General features: G+C 39.0%; 17 protein-coding genes, 11 tRNA genes and 1 rRNA gene. 1 reads left to right on the top strand and 28 read right to left on the bottom strand.

Features of this window, described 5'->3' with window-relative positions:
• From BMW36_RS05730 to BMW36_RS05670, 13 genes are all read right to left on the bottom strand, one after another.
• Positions 1-212, bottom strand: a 16S ribosomal RNA gene (locus BMW36_RS05730); the annotation flags it as partial.
• 112 nt (positions 213-324) lie between these two features.
• Positions 325-401 (bottom strand) — tRNA-Ile (locus BMW36_RS05725).
• A gap of 6 nt (positions 402-407) precedes the next feature.
• Positions 408-481: transfer RNA gene (locus BMW36_RS05720), tRNA-Gly, on the bottom strand.
• Positions 482-512: 31 nt separating this feature from the next.
• Positions 513-589, bottom strand: a tRNA-Pro gene (locus tag BMW36_RS05715).
• A 3-nt stretch (positions 590-592) separates the two neighbouring features.
• A tRNA-Arg gene (locus tag BMW36_RS05710) sits at positions 593-669 on the bottom strand.
• Positions 670-743: 74 nt separating this feature from the next.
• Positions 744-827, bottom strand: a tRNA-Leu gene (locus BMW36_RS05705).
• 102 nt (positions 828-929) lie between these two features.
• Positions 930-1,002: transfer RNA gene (locus BMW36_RS05700), tRNA-Lys, on the bottom strand.
• Between the two features lie 109 nt (positions 1,003-1,111).
• Positions 1,112-1,186: transfer RNA gene (locus BMW36_RS05695), tRNA-Gln, on the bottom strand.
• 5 nt (positions 1,187-1,191) lie between these two features.
• Positions 1,192-1,268: transfer RNA gene (locus BMW36_RS05690), tRNA-Asp, on the bottom strand.
• Between the two features lie 11 nt (positions 1,269-1,279).
• Positions 1,280-1,354 (bottom strand) — tRNA-Glu (locus tag BMW36_RS05685).
• Positions 1,355-1,371: 17 nt separating this feature from the next.
• Positions 1,372-1,462, bottom strand: a tRNA-Ser gene (locus BMW36_RS05680).
• A gap of 1 nt (position 1,463) precedes the next feature.
• Positions 1,464-1,538, bottom strand: a tRNA-Asn gene (locus tag BMW36_RS05675).
• A gap of 189 nt (positions 1,539-1,727) precedes the next feature.
• On the bottom strand, positions 1,728-2,183 hold the full coding sequence (locus tag BMW36_RS05670; protein WP_089739891.1) for a SprT family protein: 456 nt from the start codon (positions 2,181-2,183) through the stop codon (positions 1,728-1,730).
• A 73-nt stretch (positions 2,184-2,256) separates the two neighbouring features.
• Between BMW36_RS05670 and cmpA the strand changes: the two genes are divergently transcribed.
• Positions 2,257-2,370: a cortex morphogenetic protein CmpA gene (cmpA, locus tag BMW36_RS05665; protein ID WP_089739890.1), complete on the top strand. Its 114-nt coding sequence runs from the start codon at positions 2,257-2,259 to the stop codon at positions 2,368-2,370.
• A gap of 38 nt (positions 2,371-2,408) precedes the next feature.
• Here the strand turns inward: cmpA and BMW36_RS05660 are convergent, their stop codons facing one another.
• The 15 genes from BMW36_RS05660 to acpS form a co-directional block, all read right to left on the bottom strand.
• Positions 2,409-4,568 (bottom strand): Tex family protein, encoded by a 2,160-nt coding sequence (locus tag BMW36_RS05660; RefSeq protein WP_175480361.1) that lies wholly within the window; start codon positions 4,566-4,568, stop codon positions 2,409-2,411.
• Positions 4,569-4,645: 77 nt separating this feature from the next.
• Positions 4,646-5,251: a SpoIIE family protein phosphatase gene (locus BMW36_RS05655; RefSeq protein ID WP_089739888.1), complete on the bottom strand. Its 606-nt coding sequence runs from the start codon at positions 5,249-5,251 to the stop codon at positions 4,646-4,648.
• Positions 5,251-6,042: an RNA polymerase sigma factor SigB gene (gene sigB, locus BMW36_RS05650; protein WP_089739887.1), complete on the bottom strand. Its 792-nt coding sequence runs from the start codon at positions 6,040-6,042 to the stop codon at positions 5,251-5,253. Before sigB ends, BMW36_RS05655 begins: the two co-directional genes overlap by 1 nt.
• Positions 6,014-6,490, bottom strand: a complete 477-nt coding sequence (gene rsbW, locus BMW36_RS05645; protein WP_089739886.1) for an anti-sigma B factor RsbW — start codon at positions 6,488-6,490, stop codon at positions 6,014-6,016. Before rsbW ends, sigB begins: the two co-directional genes overlap by 29 nt.
• 1 nt (position 6,491) lies before the next feature.
• On the bottom strand, positions 6,492-6,821 hold the full coding sequence (locus BMW36_RS05640; RefSeq protein WP_089739885.1) for an STAS domain-containing protein: 330 nt from the start codon (positions 6,819-6,821) through the stop codon (positions 6,492-6,494).
• A gap of 116 nt (positions 6,822-6,937) precedes the next feature.
• The gene (locus BMW36_RS05635) at positions 6,938-7,948 is read right to left on the bottom strand and encodes a PP2C family protein-serine/threonine phosphatase (RefSeq protein ID WP_089739884.1); all 1,011 of its coding nucleotides are present in this window, start codon (positions 7,946-7,948) and stop codon (positions 6,938-6,940) included.
• An 80-nt stretch (positions 7,949-8,028) separates the two neighbouring features.
• Positions 8,029-8,436, bottom strand: a complete 408-nt coding sequence (locus BMW36_RS05630) for an anti-sigma regulatory factor (RefSeq protein WP_089739883.1) — start codon at positions 8,434-8,436, stop codon at positions 8,029-8,031.
• A 2-nt stretch (positions 8,437-8,438) separates the two neighbouring features.
• On the bottom strand, positions 8,439-8,795 hold the full coding sequence (locus tag BMW36_RS05625; RefSeq protein WP_089739882.1) for an STAS domain-containing protein: 357 nt from the start codon (positions 8,793-8,795) through the stop codon (positions 8,439-8,441).
• A gap of 13 nt (positions 8,796-8,808) precedes the next feature.
• Positions 8,809-9,675 (bottom strand): RsbT co-antagonist protein RsbRA, encoded by an 867-nt coding sequence (locus BMW36_RS05620; RefSeq protein ID WP_089739881.1) that lies wholly within the window; start codon positions 9,673-9,675, stop codon positions 8,809-8,811.
• Between the two features lie 262 nt (positions 9,676-9,937).
• A complete protein-coding gene (locus BMW36_RS05615) occupies positions 9,938-10,288 on the bottom strand; it encodes a type II toxin-antitoxin system PemK/MazF family toxin (RefSeq protein WP_089739880.1) in 351 nt (116 codons plus the stop codon).
• Between the two features lie 3 nt (positions 10,289-10,291).
• Positions 10,292-10,576, bottom strand: coding sequence for a CopG family ribbon-helix-helix protein (locus BMW36_RS05610; RefSeq protein WP_089739879.1), 285 nt, complete (start codon positions 10,574-10,576; stop codon positions 10,292-10,294).
• A 121-nt stretch (positions 10,577-10,697) separates the two neighbouring features.
• Positions 10,698-11,819: an alanine racemase gene (alr, locus tag BMW36_RS05605; RefSeq protein WP_089739878.1), complete on the bottom strand. Its 1,122-nt coding sequence runs from the start codon at positions 11,817-11,819 to the stop codon at positions 10,698-10,700.
• A gap of 119 nt (positions 11,820-11,938) precedes the next feature.
• A complete protein-coding gene (locus tag BMW36_RS05600; protein WP_089739877.1) occupies positions 11,939-12,955 on the bottom strand; it encodes a LolA family protein in 1,017 nt (338 codons plus the stop codon).
• A gap of 52 nt (positions 12,956-13,007) precedes the next feature.
• Entirely contained in the window at positions 13,008-14,528 is a 1,521-nt protein-coding gene (locus BMW36_RS05595) for an NAD(P)H-hydrate dehydratase (protein WP_089739876.1), read from the bottom strand.
• 48 nt (positions 14,529-14,576) lie between these two features.
• Complete coding sequence (gene acpS, locus BMW36_RS05590) at positions 14,577-14,942, bottom strand: holo-ACP synthase (protein ID WP_089739875.1); 366 nt, start codon at positions 14,940-14,942, stop codon at positions 14,577-14,579.
• Positions 14,943-15,002 lie beyond the last annotated feature (60 nt).

Here is a 15,002-nt window from a genome sequence, read left to right as displayed (position 1 = left end):
CCTCATGTGAGGAGAAGTATTATCCGGTATTAGCCCCGGTTTCCCGGAGTTATCCCAGTCTTACAGGCAGGTTGCCCACGTGTTACTCACCCGTCCGCCGCTCGTTCCACTAACGTCCTCCCGAAGGATTCAGTTAGCTTCCCGCGCTCGACTTGCATGTATTAGGCACGCCGCCAGCGTTCGTCCTGAGCCAAGATCAAACTCTCAATAAAACTTGCACATGGAATGTGCCGAATTGATCTGCTCGCTTCTATAAGCTAGCTAATTCTTACTTTTCTTTCATACTGGTTGTTTTGTTCAGTTTTCAATGATCAATGGAATAAATGGTGGGCCTGAGTGGACTCGAACCACCGACCTCACGCTTATCAGGCGTGCGCTCTAACCAGCTGAGCTACAGGCCCATTTATTGGAGCGGGTGAAGAGAATCGAACTCTCGACATCAGCTTGGAAGGCTGAGGTTTTACCACTAAACTACACCCGCATAAAAATTATGAAGTTCTTAATATATTGACTGGTCGGGAAGACAGGATTTGAACCTGCGACCCCTTGGTCCCAAACCAAGTGCTCTACCAAGCTGAGCTACTTCCCGGTATGGCGCGCCCGAGAGGAGTCGAACCCCTAACCTTTTGATCCGTAGTCAAACGCTCTATCCAATTGAGCTACGGGCGCTTTGTTTAAGCGACATATTCTAATATACCACAAAGCACTCGGTTAAGTCAATACTTTATTGTATTTTTTAAAAATGCGGTCGAGAGGACTTGAACCTCCACGGGATTAACTCCCACTAGGCCCTCAACCTAGCGCGTCTGCCATTCCGCCACGACCGCACAATATCAGTCATTAAAGATATGTCGATTCATGGTGTTTACATATTCTATTACATCTTATTATTTCATATCATCAGTAGTTATAATCCATAACTGCAGTGATGAGCCATGGAGGATTCGAACCTCCGACCCTCTGATTAAAAGTCAGATGCTCTACCAACTGAGCTAATGGCTCTCCGCTCGCATCTGCATTTTAATAATTTGTGAAATATCGATCAAACTATTAGAATAGTAAATCCGTCTCAAACGACGAATTCATCGGTATATAACAAATGCAATAAAAATGGCTGGGCTAGCTGGATTCGAACCAGCGCATGACGGAACCAAAAACCGTTGCCTTACCGCTTGGCTATAGCCCAACAAATGGCGGTCCGGACGGGACTCGAACCCGCGACCTCCTGCGTGACAGGCAGGCATTCTAACCAACTGAACTACCGGACCTCTATTTAACTTGGTGACCCGTACGGGATTCGAACCCGTGTTACCGCCGTGAAAGGGCGGTGTCTTAACCGCTTGACCAACGGGCCATTCATAAAATAAATAATGGCGGAGAAGGAGGGATTTGAACCCTCGCGCCGCTTACACGACCTACACCCTTAGCAGGGGCGCCTCTTCAGCCACTTGAGTACTTCTCCATGGCTCCACAGGTAGGATTCGAACCTACGACCGATCGGTTAACAGCCGATAGCTCTACCACTGAGCTACTGTGGAATAAATGTAATAACTTTATCAGCGACGTTAAACATTGTATAACATCCAGCTTAGATTGTCAATATGTTTTAAAAACTTTTTTTGGAATCTGTTTACTGAAGATAATGTCCTCAAAAACGAAGCTAATATAACTTATCACATTTTCAATAATTAAGTCAATAGATTTGTACAAAAAAGTTAAAATACTTGTTAGTTATCCTGTGCGAGTTTCCCCCGACATCTTCCACATCTGTATTTGTTTAGATTTATTCTTCTTTTCCTGTGATAGATATGCGAGCATTCCACACATTTATATAGATACTTGTATTCACTTTTCATTGAAGGAAGGGGATTACAAAATCGAGGAGATCCTGTTTTCTTCAACAGTTCTCTGAATTCCTTATCCCGATGCCTAAATCCTTTGCCCTCAATATGGAGATGATAATGGCATAACTCATGCTTAATTATTCCGATAAACTCTTCATCACCTAATTCAGTCACATATTTAGGGTTTAATTCGATTTTTCTTTTGGAAGGAAGATACCTTCCCCCTGTAGTACGTAGTCTGTTATTAAAAACTACTTGATCCTTAAATGGTTTATAAAAGAACTCTTTAGATATACTATCAACTAGTAGTGTTAGTTCTTCTTGATTTGGTAAAACCATTTTATCACACCTTACTTTTGAACACATATTATATTACAGAACACCTTATCCATAGAGGAGCGGAGGGATTATTGTGCCAGCGTGGCTAAAACGGCAACTTACCGGTGCCTTTTTGCATAAAAATAAAAATCAGATACGCGTACTTAACCAGTGTTGGTTTTTCTACTGCAACCAGCTTGAAGATTAGCGGCTTTCAGCTAAGTTTATTACTGAAAGCCACTTTCCTTATTCTTTAACCATTGTTAGAGCGATCCGTTGTTTCTGCTGGTCCACCTTGTCCACCCAAACTGTTACCACATCACCAACCGACGCTACATCCATTGGGTGCTTGACAAATTGCTGTGACATCTTGGATATATGAACAAGTCCATCCTGTTTTACTCCTATGTCTACAAATACGCCGAAATCAACTACATTCCGCACAGTACCTTGTAACTCCATACCTTCTTGAAGGTCTTCCATAGAAAGAACGCTTTTTTTCAACAAGGGTTGCGGTAAGTCATCCCGGGGATCACGATTGGGACTTATTAATGCTTTTATTATATCCTTTAATGTCGGAACACCTACATCTAATTTTTCCGCCAGCTGTTCTGGCTCTACATTATTTAGTGCGGACCTTAATTGCTCTGTTCCTAGATCACCCGTAGTATAATTTAGCTCTTTTAATAATTGTTTTACTGCTGTATAACTCTCAGGGTGAATCGGAGTCCGGTCTAAAGGTTCTTCTCCATCAATCACCCGCAAAAACCCTATACTCTGTTCATATGTTTTATTACCTAAACGCGGAATTTTCTTTAAAGTAGTTCTACTCTTCAATTTACCGAATTCATCTCTATATTTAACAATATTATTTGCAACAGTCTTATTTAAACCTGATACATATTGTAAAAGTGAGGCGGAAGCTGTATTTACATTTACACCAACTTGGTTAACCGCTGTTTCTACCACAAAAGTTAATGATTCATTTAATTGTTTCTGACTTACATCATGCTGGTATTGACCGACACCTATAGATTTAGGATCGATTTTCACCAGTTCTGCCAGAGGATCCTGTACCCTTCTCGCAATGGAAACTGCACTGCGTTCTTCCACCTGAAGGTCCGGGAACTCTTCTCTAGCTAGTTTCGACGCGGAATAGACACTTGCGCCCGCTTCATTAACAATAATATAAGCGATATTGAGATTGTTCTTTTCAATCGTATTTGCAATAAATTGCTCTGTTTCCCGTGATGCTGTTCCATTTCCAATTGCAATTAACTCGACTGGATAATCAGATAAATACTGCATGATCTTTTTTTCCGAGCCCGTGACATCATTTTTTGGTGCAGTCGGATACATTACATCCACTTGTTTTACTTTACCTGTATCATCAACGACAGCAAGTTTACAGCCTGTTCGAAAAGCGGGATCAACCCCAAGCACATATTTTCCTTTTAAAGGCGGCTGTAACAGTAAATTCTTTAAGTTTTTTGAAAAAATATCAATTGCTTGGGCCTCCGCCTTCTCTGTTAAAGCGGACCGTACTTCTCTTTCAACAGATGGCAGAATTAATCTTTTCATACTATCCTCAATCGTATTTTGGAGGAATTCTCTCATATCAGAAGAAACTCCACCTTTTATAACTTGATTTTGCAAGTAAGTTGAAATTGCTTCATTTGGTGCTGTTATAGAAACCTTTAATATCTCTTCCTTTTCCCCGCGGTTTAGGGCAAGGATACGGTGGGCTACAATAGATCGAACTGATTCACTGTAATCATAATACATTTCATAGACACGCTTTTCATCTAGTTCTTCTTTTTTAACAGATGACTGAATCATCCCCTTTTGATGAACCTGTTCACGAATCTTTTCCCTATACGCCGGCTCATCAGCTATCCATTCTGCAATGATGTCCTGAACACCAGCTAATACGTCTTCTATTGTATGTAATTCATGCTCTTCGGAAAGATACTTATGAGCTCCTTGTAATAAATCGTTACCGTTTTGTTCAAAAATCTGTTCCGCTAATGGCTCTAATCCTTTTTCCTTTGCTATAGTTGCTCTTGTTCGCCGTTTTTGTTTATATGGCCGATAAAGGTCCTCTACTTTTTGAAGCTGTTTCGCTTCTTCGATTTCCCTCTTAAGTTCTGCAGTTAGTTTTCCTTGTTCTTCAATTAATCGGATCACTTCTGTTTTCCTGTCAGCAAGTGCGTTCACATAATTCCAATTTTCCTGAATTTCTCTGATTTGAACTTCATCCAGAGATCCCGTTTGTTCTTTCCGGTATCTCGCTATAAATGGTACAGTATTACTTTCTTCCAATAGTTCTATAACGCTTTTTACCGAGGATATTTTTATCTTAGTTTTCTCAGCAACAGATTTTATTAAATGTAGATTATCAGGCACAATTAGTCCTCCTTCTTTCCTATCTTTTCTATTTTATCAAAACTATTTATATTCGTAAAAGAAACCCCCTGATAAAATCAGGAGGTTTCCTTAGTATACTTCATTGCAATTAATGTTGCATCATCATCTAGTTTTTGCTGATATAAATAGGAAAATGTATCTGTGATATGTTGTACTTCACGATGGAGGAAATGCGGATTAGACACTTCCTTTGCTGTAATACCATCTGAAAACATCATAAAGATCATATCTTGTTCAACTGTACCTGTCAAAACCTTAAAGGGACGGTCATATCCACTCAGATATCCAGGCTGAGGAATATTTCTCTTTCGAATTGAATTCGGAGTAATTGTCATTAAACCGATATTACCGATCGATGAGTAATAGTACTTCATTTTCATTAAGTCGATTTGCAGAATTCCTAATACTACACCACGCTTGCCTATCAATTTCTGATTACATTTGTGTAATAGTGTTTTTATTGGAATATCACTGTTTTCTTTTATCGTATCAACCACTATTTGAGAAGATTCTTTTGCATATTCTCCACTGCCAAGTCCATCCGCTAACGCACAGATAAAAGTACCGCCCTGTTCCTCATAAAAATAGCTGTCACCGCAATAGTAGTTTCCGCGTTTTGCTTTTTGAAAAACCGATACTTCTACTTGTTGACTGTTATGCATTAGCGCATAGCCTCCATATTTTCAGCTTGTAATGCCTCGCGTAATTTCTTCAATGCATGTCTTTGAATTCTGGATACGTGCATCTGGGATATGCCAAGTAATTCACCAGTTTCTTTTTGACTCTTGTTTTCGAAATACGTATATTGAAGAATTTGTTGCTCTCTCTCATTTAGCATTGGTAAAATTTTCTCAAGCAATAATTGCCTGTCAATATCTTCATAGCCTTTATCCTGATTTCCTATAAGATCTAATATAGATACTTCACTTCCATCAGAATCGGCTTCGAGCTTACGGTCGACAGAGAGTGCATTATAACTCTGGCTCATCTCCATCGTTTCGAGAACTTCTTCTTCAGATACTTCCAGGTATTCCGCAATCTCTTTTACTGTAGGGGACTTTTGGTTACTTGTTGTTAACACATCGATTGAATTCTTTATTTTCGGTCCCAGTTCCTTAATTCTCCTAGGGACATGTACACTCCATGTTTTATCGCGGATAAATCGTTTTATCTCACCAATAATCGTTGGAATGGCAAATGATTCAAAGGATTTACCTATCTCCGGATCATACCTTCTGATCGCTGCTAATAAACCGAGCATGCCTACTTGTTCTAAATCCTCGTAAATCATACTATTTTTTGCATATTTCCTTGCTAAAGACTTAACAAGCTTCTCGTAGGTCAAGACGATTTTTTCCTGGATCTCTTTATTATGAGGATTTGATTGAAAGTCTCTGATCCACTGGTAAATCTCATCCTCACGATTATAATGTGGTTGAGATTTGGTCGTCATTGATATCCACCTCATTTTCACGGAGGTATTTAGTCATTAATACAATTACTCCATAATCATTTTTAATCTCTACTTTATCCATCAATGCTTCAATGAGAAAAAGTCCGAAGCCCCCTTCTCTTAAATCTTCGACAGACTGGTTATTTTTATATGGGCCGATTTCTGATTTGATCCGTTTCAAATCAAAACTTTCCCCGCGATCTGCCACCATAACTTCCAGCCGGTCTTCATAAAGACCAAAACCAACCGTTACTTCCCCGCCTTCTTTATCCTCATACGCATGGGTAGTTGCATTGGACATAGCTTCAGATATAGCTACTTTTAAATCTTCTATTTCTTCATAACTAAACCCCATACGGTTCGCTATTCCAGAAGTACTTAATCTTACTACTCCTACATATTCCGGTTTTGCTGGCACTTTCATTTCGATGAAGTCAAAGGATTCCATTTTATTTCCCACCTCGTACAGTTGAATCAATATTTATAATATTTTCTAAACCCGTAATCTCAAACAAACGTCGTACACGATCTTGTAACGATACCAGTCGAAGTTCACTATCATATTCTTTTGTTGCTTTCAGTGCACTGATAAATACTCCTAACCCTGTACTATCCATGTAATTTACATGTTCCAGGTCTACAACTACTGTAACATTTTCCTTTTTTACTAAAGGCAACAGTGCCTCTTTTAATTTTGGTGCTGTATATGCATCAATTTCCCCAGCTAACTTTATTGATTGGCTTAGCCCTTGATCATTTACTTCAATGTTCAAATCCACCGTGCTATACCTCCTAAAATATCACTACTAAAATTTATAATGATAAAACGATAGTTAGTTATGTAAATAATAATCTGTCACTTAACACACTATACCCTTTAATAATGACTGTAAACTCATTTCTTTAGGAAAATCAATGTAAAATCATCCCTGAGATGGAAACCTTGCAATTTTTCAAAATGCCGGAATACTCTTTCAACCGCCTCTTGTGCTGGCAGGTGCAAGTATTCCCTGATAACTTCGAGCATTTCATCCGTATCAATGAACCGATCACCGACCCGGCATTCTGTAACCCCATCTGTCAGCAGTATCACAACATCTCCTGGCTCCATTTGAATTTCAAATTGCTCATAAGTTGTGTCATTCGTTACTCCAAGTACGATACCTTTTGTTTTAATCTCAAAAAATTTATCTTCTTTCGCACAATAATAAAAACCAGGTTCATGACCCGCAGACGCAAATTGTAGTAAATTGGACTTTGCATGAAACAGGCCGTAAAACATCGTGATAAACATTCCTGTATCGACATTTCGTTCAACAACTCTATTTAAATTTTCTAAGATTACACTCGGGTTTCTCTGTGTTTCTGGAAAACTGTCCAGAGAGTATTTGATCATTGACATTGCAAGTGCTGCTGGTATCCCTTTTCCGATTACGTCTGCTATCGCAATCCCGAGATTACCATTTTCATCTGTTACAAAATGATAGTAATCACCATTCATGATATTAGCAGGGACACTTACAGCGCCAATATCCAGCCCCATTATCTTCGGTTTATGCGTTGATAACAGTGTTTGCTGCATATTTGCCGCAATCGAAATCTCGGATTCCAATTCCCCCTGTTTTTCTCTTAATGTCTGAAATTCCTGATAAGCCAGGCCATAAGAGATCATTGTTTCCAATAGGAAATTAAGAGATGAATCAATTTCTTTAGGTAAATCCGGGTAAAGCTCTCTCAATGCCTGAATATGGATGTTGATAATTTCTTCTGGAAGTATATTATGCTGCATTGATAACTTACTAAAAAGCTCTGCCTGATATAGTGATGTTTCATCTTCTGTTGTAATATAACTTTTTAATAACTTTCGGTAATTATCTAAATTGAAATTGTGATGAAAGGGTTCCAACCTCACTTACCTCCTAACTGCGCCTTGTTCTACAATGACTTATTTCATTTAATAATTAATAGGAAGCAAAACTAGATCACTTATTTCCGAACCCATTTGATTGCAGTAATTGTGGTTCCTTTACCCTCTTCGGATTCAATATCAAAATCATCCATCAGTCTCTTCACACCAGGTAAACCCGCTCCAAGGCCGCCAGATGTGGAAAATCCGTCCTCCATTGATTTACTAATATCCGCAATCCCAGGACCGTCATCACTGGCAATTATCTTCAGCCCTAACTTGTTCATGTCATTAACAACCTCATAGGAGATTTTTCCGGTTCCAGCATAAAGATATATATTTCTGGCTAATTCTGATATAGCAGTGGCAATTCTAGCCTGATTAACTGTTCCAAACCCCAACTCTTTCGCTTTCTCTCTTCCCATTTGTCGTGCTCCGACGATGTCCCATTCTTTTTTAATATGCACACAGGATTGAGTTTTCGACATAATCACTCCTCCAATTCCTGGCGAAGTTTAATCAATCCTTGCTCTAAATCAAGCGCTGTCGGAACATTTTGCATATGAATACCCAGATCGATTAAAGTCATCGCCACAGCAGGCTGAATCCCTGTTAATACCACTTTTGCTCCCATTAAATCTGACATAGAGACAACATCACCGAGTACCTTTGCAATAAAAGAGTCAATAATATCTACAGAGGTTAGATCAATGACCACACCTGTCGCCCCGCTCTTATGTATTTTACTTAATAAGTCTTCCTGAAATTCAATTGCAGTCTGGTCATCAAGATCGATTTGGATCGATACCAATAAGTAATTATGCAATTTCAATATTGGTATTCTCATTAGAAGCACCTCCTTATTTTAATGAATCTAAAATAGCTGTTAATTCCTTCTCTTTTTCTTTTGTCAATTCAACAACTTCCCTGTTCGTTATTTTAAGTGCTGTATTGAATCCTTTTCTTAACGAACTTTTTGTTGGGAATTTACTAAGATCAATTCCTAAATTTACAATAGTCTGTGCAATTTCCGGTCGAATTCCTACAAGAATACAAGTTGCACCAATTAGCCTTACCGCTTCAGCTGCCTGAATAATATGGTGTGCCACCATTGTATCAACAACCGGGACTCCTGTAATATCGATTAATACCACTTCTGAGTTATGTTTAATTACACCTTCTAAAAGATTTTCCATAATTAATTTTGCACGCTCTGTATCAATTGTTCCAATCAGAGGCATAATTGTAATGTTTTCCATCACAGGAATTAATGGTGCTGATAACTCCTGTAAAGCAAGCCGCTGAAGAGATACGGTATTTTCCCAGCTTCCGGAATACTCGTTAACCAACTGATTAATAATCGGCTCAACCCAGTCATCCACTACACTTAAAATACGCGAAAGGTTTTCTGAGTCCACTTTTTCAGATTGACTTAAAATAAAATCAATTGTTACTCGGCGAAACGTCTGCAATCCATCCGTAATGTAACTTAACGGCCAGCCTAAATTGATCAGTCTTTCTGAAAAATCATTTAAAGCAGTTGTATTACGCTGACGATTAATGCTAGAAAATATCACGTTAACAAATTCTCTGTTCGTTGTCTGATATAATTCATTAGAAATTGTCGAAGTATAATCATCTTCCTTCTTCTTCTCAATTTCCTCCAACCAGCTTTTGGATATATCATCACTGTTTTCTACCACAATTCTACGTAAAGATTCTGGCATTCTACTTACCTCCGCTAATTCTTCGATTTTATTCAATATAATAATTCTACATGATTTTATGACATTTTACGATTAATTTGGCTAAATCAGTAATTTATACCTTGAAAAAGTCAATCAGCGGTTCCTCATTTTAGTACGAAAGAATTATTTTCCAATAACTTATCCCTACTCTGTTATCTGCTGCATATAAAAAGAAATCACCCAAATCTGTTGAAAGAAATGGGTGATTTTAAATTGTGTACGTTCGATACAAAATAAAGCATCAGAACTCAGTTAATCCTAAACTAATTTCTAATCCTTTATCTATCTTCTCCATCATCGCACTGTCTAAATGTGTTATTTTATCAGTGAGTCTTTGTTTATCAATTGTACGTATTTGCTCTAATAAAATAACAGAATTTCGTTCAAATCCATATTTTTTAGCATCAATTTCTACATGAGTCGGTAATTTTGCCTTTTGTATCTGTGCAGTAATCGCCGCAACTATTACAGTTGGGCTAAAGCGGTTACCAATATCATTTTGTAAAACCAGCACTGGTCTTACACCGCCCTGTTCAGACCCAACAACAGGAGAAAGGTCGGCGAAATATACATCGCCTCTTTTCACAATCAAAACCTACACCCCGCCGCTCACTAAGCGCTCAAGGGTAATTTCTGCCTCCTCTTCAGCTTGAAAGGCTTCTGAAGCGATATTGAGATTGATTTTTGCCATTTCCATATAGCCTCTTTGCATAGACTCCTGAATATGGCGCTTTTTCTTTTCACGCAGGTAAGTTTTTGTTGCTTGACAAATAAAATCACTTAAATTACTATCTTCACTCTTCATCAAGCCATCCACCTCATTCAGCAGGTTTTTAGGTAATCTTACAGCTACTTCTTGTAAGTCTTCGGACAAAACCATACACCTCCACCAACATTGACAAGCCTAAAATATTAATCCACTAATATCATACCATTCAATAAAGGCATTGCAAAGGGATTTTCAACAAATTTATTAACTTTTTTACACTAGACTCATTATGTCACACTTTATCAATATATATTCGCGGCACTCGTGAACTAATCATACAGGCAATCTCATAATTTATTGTGCTTAATTTCTCAGCAAGCTCATCCATTTCAATTGTCTCTTCATGTTGAGTACCAATTAATGTCACCTTATCCCCGACACCCGCCTGTTCCTGCAGGCGGATCATAAACTGATCCATACAAATACGTCCGACAATTTCACACCTTTTCCCATTAACTAAAACTTCAGCACCTTGCAATGCCCTTCTTATACCATCAGCATATCCCAAAGGTACTGTTCCTATCCATTCCTCTCGCTCGGTTATATAAGTGGCACCATAGCTTACAGGAGTACCCTTATCCACTTTCTTCACATGAATCAGCCTGCTGTGAAGAGACAGGGCAGGTTTTAAGTTAATTGGCTTCTCCTTTTTAACTACACCTGAAGGGTATAACCCGTACATACTTATACCAAAACGGACATAGTCAAACATTTTCTCCGGAAAACGCATGCTTGCCGCACTATTCCCAGTATGGAGTACTACCTCTCCATCCCAGTTAGCTCGGAAGAGGTGGAGCAATTCTTCAAAGTAAGCACGCTGGTTATCAAAATGCTCGGTTGATATTTCGTCAGCTGTCGCAAAGTGAGTGAAAATTCCTTCCAGATGGAAATTTTTATTTTTAAGCAATGGGAGAATATCCAGTAATTCCTCTTTTTTCCTAATTCCGATTCTTCCCATTCCCGTATCCCATTTCAGATGGATAGTAACAGGCTTCGGTAAGGAAAGTGAAAGAACCTCTTCCACCCATTCTTTCTGATAACAAGTAACTGTTATCCCATAATCAGCAGCTGCATATACATGCTCCGGGCGCACCCAGCCCATAACCAGAATGGGCGCTTCTACACCACATTCCCTAAGCCTCACCGCTTCATCCAGAGTCGCTACCGCAAGTCTTTTCGCTCCCGCAGCTAATGCAGAACGGGCAACTTCAATATCTCCATGCCCGTACGCATTTGCTTTTACGACAGCATATATCTCTGTTTCTTTATTCAATCGCTTCTTTAATTGTTGTATATTATATATAATATTTTCTAATTGAATTTCTACCCACGAATCCCGATAAAACTTCTCCATAAAATAATTAGTCCTCTCATTACATTGCTATTAGTTTATTATACATCATCAAAAATAATCATTGTAAAGAAAAGAATTATAACAAAAAAAAGCAGACCTTCTAAAAGTCTGCTTTCGCATTATTTTTCTGCTTGTGCATGTATTGATGTAGCTACTTCAATTAATTCTTGTTTTGTCAGCTGTTCACTTGCCAGGTAATAATTCACCCCGTTATACTGCCATTCAAGTGACGATTGTGAAAGAGCCCCGACAGTAAACCCTAAATCAACCGGTTCACCATTAACCATCTCAGGCGATTGAGTACTTGCAGGATATGTTGTTACTAACTCCTGGATGATGGTAAAATTCTTCTCTCCTTCATAGGACAGTAATACCCGCTTACCGTTTTCTGTATCCATTTGATTTTCTTCTACTAACTCAGCACCAAGCTGATTAGCTGGATAGTAGATAGTTAACTCCTGAGGAAGTTCTTCCTGGGCCATAACCGGCACTCCCAATACACTGCTTGTCATATTCTTCTCCATATTAAACGTATCTTCAGGCAGTTGCGGGTCGATTTCAAACCCTGCATATTCTACTTCAACTAAGGTCTTTTTATCATGATCCATTACTTCTACTAAAACAGGTGCATAAGTTTTTTTGTCAAAATATATTTTCTGATAAGGCAGATTGCTATTACTTTCATAGCTTGTTTTTGTCTCAAATACATAATGATTTTCCGTCTGTGTAAAAGCTGCCTCATCATCATCTGCTACATCTTTTATCAAAGACTGGAACAAATATGGCTGACTGTTGTTAGCTGGCCATTCACTTTGAAATTTAAAGCTTTTGTTGAGTGCAGGCGTTAAGACAAACACACCCTCTTCATTCCGTAAGATAATCTGACTGTTGCCTTCATTTTGTTCATTCTTCAGTAAAACTCTGTAGAAATCCTTCTTCTTATGTGCTACTTCAATGCGATATACCTGTTTTTCTTTCCCTGTTGATAAAGTCATAACTGCTTGAGCTTGATAGGCATTCATTTTTTCCGCCATATCTTCTAGTTTATTCACAACATCTTCTTTTGACTTTTCTCCACAAGCTGCTAATAAAATAACAAAACACAGTCCAATAACCAGGCTGATATATTTTTTCATCGCGACAACTCTCCTTTGTCTCAAGTAAGAGGACAAAGGGAACAATTACACGTCAGAACAATGTATGAAAAACATGTGATAGACCATCAATAACATCAGAAGCAAGCATATCAATTTCTGTATTTCTTCCGGTCTTAACCCTCATATCAGCAGAAGCTCCATGAATATAGCAGGCATTACATAAGGCTTCCAGATGGGAGGAATGCTGCATGACCATGGCCAATATGACACCTGACAGCACATCTCCGGTTCCACCTTTAGCCAATCCGGCATTCCCAGTATCACTAACCGTCTGTTTTCCATCCGGCGAAGTGATGATGGTGAATTTCCCTTTTAAAACAACATACAGCTGATACTTACGTGCGAACTCTTTAGCAATCGCCATTGGTGAAAGTTTAATCCGGTCGATCGTGTATTCTGTCAGCATTGCCATTTCCCCGTAATGTGGTGTAATAATAAGTGGATAATTCCTTTTCCCAACTTTATTCAGTATTGGTTTGAGATGATGTAATCCATCTGCATCAACAATCACCGGGATATCCAGATCGTGAATTAATCGCTGTGTGAATTTCGCTGTAACCGGGTCTCGTCCCATCCCCATGCCGATCGCAGCCCCATCAAATGTACGGAATGGAGTAACGTCATTTTCCTTTATGGTTCCATCCTGTTCCTCCAGCACATGGTACATTGCTTCCGTACATTTATGAGCAATAATGGAGATATTATCTTTAACAGTGGCAACTGTCAACAGCCCTGCTCCAGCCCTTAAGGCAGCACTTGCTGTCAATGTCACGGAACCAGGCATCATTTGTTGCCCGCCAATTACCACACCTTTCCCATGTGACCCTTTATGGGAAAATGTGTCACGCTTACGTAATGTAGCTATCACATCATCTCTTTCCCACCTTCTAGCAAAGGATTTACGATGATAGGCTTGTTTCGGCACACCGATAGAAACAATTTCCCATTCACCATAATACGGAAATCCCCATTCGGTAAAGAGGCTTTGTTTTGGCGCTTCCACAATATATGTGTGATCCGCCTTGACTGCAGTATCTATCTGCACACTTTCATTCGCCGGCAATCCACTGGGAATATCCACAGAAATAATCTTTTGATTACATTCGTTGAGCAGAGAGATGAAAGGTTTAATGTTAGGACGTATTGCTCCTTTCACACCAATACCGAGAATGGCATCAATGACAAGCTGGTAATATGGAAGATCTTTCCGCAACATTTCTACATTAATATCTGTTTCCACACCACCATGGTGATTGATGAACAATTTTTTATGATACAGCGCCTCACTCGTCAATTTCTGATCTGGAACCAGTTGGAATACTTTCACCTCAAAACCTGATTGCTGAAGATATCGCGCAATAACAAACCCATCACCGCCATTATTGCCTCCGCCTGCCAGTACAGCTGCAGACTGATAGCTTGCTTCCTGCTTTATGATCCGCTCCGCAATGGCTCGTCCTGCATTTTCCATAAGGATTTTACCATCTATCCCCCCATGTTCTATCGCATATCGATCAATTTCATACATTTCCTCCGCGGTTACGATGTACATCTTGTTCCCTCCTACCCGCACTAAAATATTATGAGACAACCTCTCTCATTATGCCGAATCTACTTCAATTATTACCTGAGCTACTGCATATGCTTCACTGTGTGAGATGGATACAAACAGTCTATCCCCTTCCACCACATGTGATTGAATAACTGGTGCACCATTTTTATCCGGTAAAATTTCGATATCCTGAAAGCTCAATTTACCGATTCCAGTTCCAACAGCTTTAGAGAAAGCTTCCTTCCCGGCAAATCTTCCGGCAAAAAACTCTATCTTTCTTTTTTCTGTATTGAAATGGTCATACAATTCTTTTTCTCTAACTGTTAAAACTCTATCAATAATTTTGGGTTGTCTGCTTATTAATTTACTCACACGATCCAGTTCAATAATATCTATTCCAGTACCTTTTATCATAGCTATTCCCTCATTTACCCTATTTCCTTCAGTATAGCGCATCATTTTTTTTATTAGAAG

This window comes from Gracilibacillus ureilyticus (assembly GCF_900111195.1).
Classification (GTDB): Bacteria; Bacillota; Bacilli; order Bacillales; family Amphibacillaceae; genus Gracilibacillus; species Gracilibacillus ureilyticus.
The sequence above is the reverse complement of the archived record's forward strand: the minus strand, read 5'-3'. Positions and strand labels throughout refer to the sequence as shown.